Origin of the sequence: Streptomyces sp. NPDC005266 (genome assembly GCF_040607655.1) — a bacterium.
In the GTDB taxonomy this organism is placed as follows: domain Bacteria; phylum Actinomycetota; class Actinomycetes; order Streptomycetales; family Streptomycetaceae; genus Streptomyces.
Map to the genome: position 1 here is coordinate 356,964 of NZ_JBEXHC010000001.1, position 6,183 is coordinate 363,146.

8 protein-coding genes and 1 tRNA gene are annotated in these 6,183 nt (G+C 70.2%); 6 read left to right on the plus strand and 3 right to left on the minus strand.

Annotated elements, in window-relative coordinates:
• Window positions 1–10 precede the first annotated feature (10 nt).
• Both rsgA and ABZU99_RS01610 read left to right on the plus strand, forming a co-directional pair.
• Entirely contained in the window at window positions 11–1,018 is a 1,008-nt protein-coding gene (rsgA, locus tag ABZU99_RS01605; RefSeq protein ID WP_355943187.1) for a ribosome small subunit-dependent GTPase A, read from the plus strand.
• A gap of 128 nt (window positions 1,019–1,146) precedes the next feature.
• Window positions 1,147–1,470, plus strand: coding sequence for a multidrug efflux SMR transporter (locus ABZU99_RS01610; protein ID WP_355943189.1), 324 nt, complete (start codon window positions 1,147–1,149; stop codon window positions 1,468–1,470).
• 13 nt (window positions 1,471–1,483) lie between these two features.
• Here ABZU99_RS01610 and ABZU99_RS01615 read toward each other — a convergent pair whose 3' ends face one another.
• Window positions 1,484–2,092 (minus strand): TetR/AcrR family transcriptional regulator, encoded by a 609-nt coding sequence (locus ABZU99_RS01615; protein WP_355943190.1) that lies wholly within the window; start codon window positions 2,090–2,092, stop codon window positions 1,484–1,486.
• A gap of 139 nt (window positions 2,093–2,231) precedes the next feature.
• On the opposite strand from ABZU99_RS01615, the gene hisN reads away from it, so the two are divergent.
• Together hisN and ABZU99_RS01625 are read left to right on the plus strand one after the other, a co-directional pair.
• Entirely contained in the window at window positions 2,232–3,023 is a 792-nt protein-coding gene (gene hisN, locus ABZU99_RS01620; RefSeq protein ID WP_355943192.1) for a histidinol-phosphatase, read from the plus strand.
• Window positions 3,024–3,171: 148 nt separating this feature from the next.
• The gene (locus ABZU99_RS01625) at window positions 3,172–3,564 is read left to right on the plus strand and encodes a CBS domain-containing protein (protein WP_355943658.1); all 393 of its coding nucleotides are present in this window, start codon (window positions 3,172–3,174) and stop codon (window positions 3,562–3,564) included.
• Window positions 3,565–3,675: 111 nt separating this feature from the next.
• Here ABZU99_RS01625 and ABZU99_RS01630 read toward each other — a convergent pair whose 3' ends face one another.
• Window positions 3,676–5,142: a catalase gene (locus ABZU99_RS01630; RefSeq protein WP_356049634.1), complete on the minus strand. Its 1,467-nt coding sequence runs from the start codon at window positions 5,140–5,142 to the stop codon at window positions 3,676–3,678.
• Between the two features lie 159 nt (window positions 5,143–5,301).
• Between ABZU99_RS01630 and ABZU99_RS01635 the strand changes: the two genes are divergently transcribed.
• Complete coding sequence (locus ABZU99_RS01635) at window positions 5,302–5,715, plus strand: Fur family transcriptional regulator (protein ID WP_355943196.1); 414 nt, start codon at window positions 5,302–5,304, stop codon at window positions 5,713–5,715.
• A gap of 125 nt (window positions 5,716–5,840) precedes the next feature.
• Here the strand turns inward: ABZU99_RS01635 and ABZU99_RS01640 are convergent.
• A tRNA-Met gene (locus ABZU99_RS01640) sits at window positions 5,841–5,914 on the minus strand.
• A 68-nt stretch (window positions 5,915–5,982) separates the two neighbouring features.
• On the opposite strand from ABZU99_RS01640, the gene ABZU99_RS01645 reads away from it, so the two are divergent.
• Window positions 5,983–6,183: hypothetical protein (locus ABZU99_RS01645; protein WP_356227663.1), on the plus strand; the 201-nt coding region annotated here is incomplete at its 3' end.

A 6,183-nucleotide genomic window follows, 5' to 3' on the forward strand; every position in this document is an offset into this window, starting at 1 on the left:
GCCTTCCGCCATGCGCCGCTACGGCAAGCACACCGACGAGGACGACGTACGGGTCCGCCCCAACCGCAAGGGCAACCGGCCGCGCACCAACATCCGTCCCAAGCACGAGGACGCCGCCGAGGGCTTCGTCCTCACGATCGATCGCGGCCGGCTCACCGTCCTGGTCGGGGATCGCACGATCACCGCCATGAAGGCCCGTGAGCTGGGCCGCAAGGGTGTGGTGGTCGGCGACCGGGTCGCGGTCGTCGGCGATCTGTCGGGCGAGAAGGACACGCTCGCCCGGATCGTACGGGTCGAGGAGCGGTCGTCCGTCCTGCGGCGGACCGCCGATGACGACGACCCCTACGAGCGGGTGGTCGTCGCCAACGCCGACCAGCTGGCGATCGTCACCGCGCTCGCCGACCCCGAGCCGCGCCCGCGGCTGATCGACCGCTGTCTGGTGGCCGCCTTCGACGCGGGCCTGGAACCGCTGCTCGTCCTCACCAAGTCAGACCTGGTATCCGCCGATCACCTGCTGGAGACCTACGAGCCGCTCGGGGTGCCCTATGTCGTCACCAGCCGCGAGGAGCTGGCCGACGGCGATGCCTGCGACCGGGCGCGGGAGCGGCTGGCGGACCGGATCACGGTCTTCGTCGGCCACTCCGGCGTCGGCAAGACCACGCTGGTCAACGCCCTGGTCCCGGACCGCAAGCGGGCCACGGGCGGGGTGAACCCGGTCACCGGCCGGGGCCGCCACACCACCACCTCGGCGCTCGCGCTGCCGCTGCCGGACGACAAGGGCTGGGTGATCGACACCCCGGGCGTGCGCTCCTTCGGGCTGCACCATGTGGACCCGTCGCGGGTCATCCACGCCTTCCCGGACCTGGAGCCGGGCACCGAGGGCTGTCCGCGCGCCTGCAGCCACGACGAGCCGGACTGCGCGCTGGACCAGTGGGTGGCCGAGGGCCACGCCGAGCCGGCCCGGCTGTACTCCCTGCGGCGGCTGCTGGCCACCCGGGAGCGGCGCGAGGGCGACTGACCGGGCGCCGGCGCCTCCCGACGGCCACGTTTGCCGCACACCCCATGAGGTAAATGGATAATCGGATCAAGGTCCGACAAGGAACCCTCCGGCGAAGGCAGCCGTCAGCGGTACGGGAGGACATCTCTATGGCGTGGCTGCTGGTCGTGGTCGCCGGGCTCCTCGAAACGGGCTTCGCCGTCTGCCTCAAGCTCTCGCACGGCTTCACCCGCCTCTGGCCGACGATCGCCTTCTGCGTGTTCGCGCTCGGCAGCTTCGGGCTGCTCACACTGTCCTTGAAGAAACTCGATGTGGGACCCGCGTACGCGGTGTGGACGGGGATCGGGGCCGCCGGCACCGCGATCTACGGCATGGTCTTCCTCGGCGATCTCGTCTCCACGCTCAAGATCGTCTCCATCGGCCTGGTGATCGTCGGCGTGATAGGGCTCCAGCTCTCCGGCTCCGCCCACTGAGGACGCGGGCGCCTCACGCCAGGGCGGTGCGCACCACGCTCGCCACATCCGCCGCCGGGGCCGGGGCGGCCACATACGACAGCGCCAGCCGTGCGGCCGTCTCACAGGCCCGCGCCAGCTCGCCCACGCCGCCCCGCGGCCACTCGCCCTCCAGCTGCCGCACCGCCCGGTCCCGGACCTGGCCGATCAGCTCGATTGGCGTGGGCAGCGGCTCCATCGCGCCGGGCCGCCGTGACCGGGGCGGCCGCGGCGGCCGGATCGGCGCGGTCCGGACGCCTGGCGCGGGCAGCCGCTCGCTCCAGCATCCCGTGAGCACCGCACGCACCAGCGGATTCTCGGTCGCGGCGCGGACCGTCCACACGGCCACGGCGGCCAGCCGCTCCCCCGGGGCCGTGGCGCCGGGAATCCCGGCCAGCACCCGCTCGACACCGTTCAGATACGCATCGGCCTCGCGCCGCACAAGAGCGCGGGCAAGGCCGTCCTTACTGCCGAACTCGTTGTAGAGGGTCTGCCGCGACACCCCGGCCGCCGCCGCGACATCGACCATCCGGATTCCTGACCACGGGCGACCGCCGAGGGCGGCGAAGGCCGCGTCCAATAAGGATTCACGCGCTGCGGGCATCATCGCCTCCCAGACCGGCATGTGCCCGACAGAATTGACGGCCCGCCAGATACTGTCAAGAGCCCCGGCGCGCTCCGATGCGCCGGGCCACGGGCCCGCCGTGTGGATCCGGCTCTTTCCGTATCGATACTGTTCGGCCATGGCCGACTACCACGATGACCTGCGCCTTGCCCATGTGCTGGCCGACGCCGCCGATGCCACGACCATGGAGCGGTTCAAGGCCCTCGACCTCAAGGTCGAGACGAAACCCGACATGACGCCGGTGAGCGAGGCCGACAAGGCGGCCGAGGAGCTGATCCGCAGCTCACTGCAGCGTGCCCGGCCGCGTGACGCGGTGCTCGGCGAGGAGTTCGGCAGCCAGGGCAGCGGTCCGCGCCGCTGGGTCATCGACCCGATCGACGGCACCAAGAACTATGTGCGCGGGGTTCCGGTCTGGGCCACCCTGATCGCCCTGATGGAGCGTGGCGAGGGCGGCGACCGGCCGGTCGTCGGGGTGGTGTCGGCACCGGCGCTGGGCCGCCGCTGGTGGGCCGCCGAGGGGCTCGGGGCGTACACCGGGCGCAGCCTGTCGTCCGCGACCCGGCTGCGGGTCTCCCGGGTGGGCAAGGTCTCCGACGCGTCGTTCGCGTACTCCTCGCTCACCGGCTGGGAGGAGCGCGGCAAGCTCGACGGCTTTCTCGATCTGACCCGCGCCTGCTGGCGCACCCGGGGTTACGGCGACTTCTGGCCGTACATGATGGTCGCCGAGGGCTCGGTGGACATCTGCGCCGAGCCGGAGCTGTCGCTGTGGGACATGGCGGCGAACGCGGTGATCGTCCAGGAGGCGGGCGGCCGATTCACCGGGCTGGACGGGGTGCCGGGGCCCAACAGCGGGGACGCGGCGGCGTCCAACGGGCTGCTGCACGGGGCGATGCTGGACTATCTGCGGTAGTGAGCCGGGGGCGCACTGAGCGGTGGCTCGGCCTCCACGCGCCCTTGTTGAGTCCACCAAGGCATGTGAACATGAGAATCCAGAACCTTGTGAACTTGTGAATCCATTCTCTAATGGATTCACCAAGGAGGTGGCTCCATCCATGCCCATGCTCGTCCGTGACGCCATGAGCTCGGTGGTCCTCACCATCGGCCCCGCCCATACGCTCCGTCAGGCGGCCCGGCTGATGTCCGCGCGCCGCGTGGGATCGGCGATCGTGCTCGATCCCGACACCAGCGGCCTCGGCATTCTGACCGAGCGTGACATCCTCAACTCGCTGGGCGCGGACCAGGACCCGGACGTCGAGACCGCGCACGCCCACACCACCGCCGACGTCGTCTTCGCCGCCCCCGGGTGGACGCTGGACGAAGCGGCGCGCACGATGTCCCACGGCGGTTTCCGCCATCTCATCGTCCTCGACGCGGGTGACCCCGTCGGGGTGGTGTCGGTGCGCGACATCATCCGCTGCTGGGCCCCGGTCCCGCAGCCCGCGCTGACCTAGACCGCCGGACCGGGCTGCCCTGCCCGGTCCGGCACCACGAAGGCTCCCGGCACGACGAAGAGGCCGGAGCCCCATGGCGTCCGGCCTCTTCGGTGTTACGACAAGCGTCCGTCAGCCGCGCAGGGCCAAAACCGCGGTCTCCAGTCGCTTGCCGTAGTCGGCATCCGCCTTGCGGAAGTTCTCGATCGCACGCTGGGCGATGTCATCGCGCGGGACCTCCGCGATGAACTGCGCGAGATTCTCGATCAGGCGCTCCTTCTCCTCGTCCGACATCAGCCGGTAGAGGTTGCCCGCCTGGACGAAGTCGTCGTCCTCGGCGTGCGAGGGGGCCTCATGGTCACCGGTCCGACCGGCCACCGGGGACCCCTGCCACAGCGCCTGACCGGTCTCGGCCGGGCCGCCGAAGCTGTTCGGCTCGTAGTTCTTGGCGCCCGCGTGGCGGCCGTCGTACAGGAAGCCGTCCCGCCCGTAAGTGCGCGCCTCGGCGGCGTGCGGACGGTTCACCGGCAGATGATCGGCGTTGATGCCGACGCGGTAGCGGTGGGCGTCGCCGTACGCGAAGAGACGGCCCTGGAGCATCTTGTCCGGGGACGGGCCGATGCCCGGCACGAAGTGCGCCGGCGAGAAGATCGACTGCTCGACCTCGGCAAAGATGTTCTGGGGGTTGCGGTTGAGCTCCAGCTTGCCGATCTCGATCGGCGGGTAGTCCTCGTGCGGCCAGACCTTGGTCAGGTCGAACGGGTTGAAGCGGTAGTTCGCCGCCTCCGCCGCCGGCATGATCTGCACCTGCACGGTCCAGGTCGGGAAGTCACCGCGCTCGATGGCCTCGCGCAGGTCGCGCTGGTGGCTGTCGGGGTCCAGGCCGGAGGTCTCGGCCGCCTCGACGGTGGTCAGGTTCTTGATGCCCTGGTCGGTCTTGAAGTGGTACTTGACCCAGAAGACCTCACCCGCCGCGTTGTTCCACTGGTAGGTGTGCGAGCCGTAGCCGTTCATGTGGCGGTACGAGGCGGGGATGCCGCGGTCGCCGAACAGCCAGGTCACCTGGTGGGTGGACTCGGGCGACAGGCCCCAGAAGTCCCAGACGTTGCCCGCCTCCTGCGAACCGGTGTACGGGTCGCGCTTCTGGGTGTGGATGAAGTCGGGGAACTTGATGGCGTCCTTGATGAAGAACACCGGGGTGTTGTTCCCGACGAGGTCGTAGTTGCCGTCCTCGGTGTAGAACTTCAGCGCGAAACCGCGCGGGTCGCGCACCGCGTCCGCCGAGCCGAGGTTGCCCGCGACCGTCGAGAAGCGCAGGAACGTCTCGGTCTGCTTGCCGACCTCGGAGAGGAACTTCGCGCGGGTGTACTTCGTCACATCCGCGGTGACGGTGAAGGTGCCGTAGGCACCGGCGCCCCGGGCGTGGACGACGCGCTCCGGGATCCGCTCCCGGTTGAAGCGGGCGAGCTTCTCGATCAGGTGCTGGTCCTGGAGGAGGACCGGACCGCCGACGCCCGCCGTCTCGCTGTTCTGGTTGTCCGCTACCGGAGCCCCGGACTCCGTGGTCAGCGGGCCAGTGGTTTCGCTCTGGACCGTCACGTGCGCCTCCTGCGTACTCAGGTGTCCCTTGGTCTGGGGCTACACAGCATCCTATATTGGACAATGTCTAAGTCAAGAACTTCTGGAGAGTGATACCTGATCCGGGCATGGACTGACCCGCTGCTACCCTTGTCCTTATCTGACTGATAGGTGAATGGCATGAGTGACCTGCTGGAACGGCTCCGGGGACGCGGCTGGCGACTCACCGCGCAGCGGCGTGTCGTCGCCGAGGTCCTCAATGGGGACCACGTGCACTACACCGCCGACGAGGTACACGCGCTGGCGGCCGACCGACTGCCCGAGATCTCGCGCGCGACGGTGTACAACACGCTCGGAGAGCTCGTCTCGCTCGGCGAGGTGATCGAGGTCAGCACGGACGGCCGCGCCAAGCGCTACGACCCGAACGCGCACCACGCCCACCACCACCTGGTGTGCGCGCGCTGCGGGACGATCCGCGATGTCCACCCGACCGGCGACCCGCTGGCCGACCTCCCCACGCGGGAACGCTTCGGCTTCGCGGTCTCCGCGGTCGAGGTGACCTATCGGGGCCTGTGCCCCGACTGCGCGGCCTGAGGGCAAACGCGACCCGGCGGCCCCGCGCCGCCGGTCGGCACCGCCCCGTACGACCCGGCATGACCCGGCATGACCCGACATGACGAAGGGCCCGGATCCTGGAGGATCCGGGCCCTTCGTTCTCGTAGCGGGGACAGGATTTGAACCTGCGACCTCTGGGTTATGAGCCCAGCGAGCTACCGAGCTGCTCCACCCCGCGTCGGTGTGAAGCAACCTTAACCCGAGGCCCACGACGGGAGCAAACCGGTTACCCGTCCGTCACCCCCGATGCCCCGAGCGCTACGCCGTGAGCTCCTGCTGCAGGGCGTCACGCAGCCGCGCCGCCCGCTCGGCCACCTCCGCGGGCCCGAGCTCGACCGCCCGGGCGCACCACCGATGCCCCGAGCGCTACGCCGTGAGCTCCTGCTGCAGGGCGTCACGCAGCCGCGCCGCCCGCTCGGCCACCTCCGCGGGCCCGAGCTCGACCGC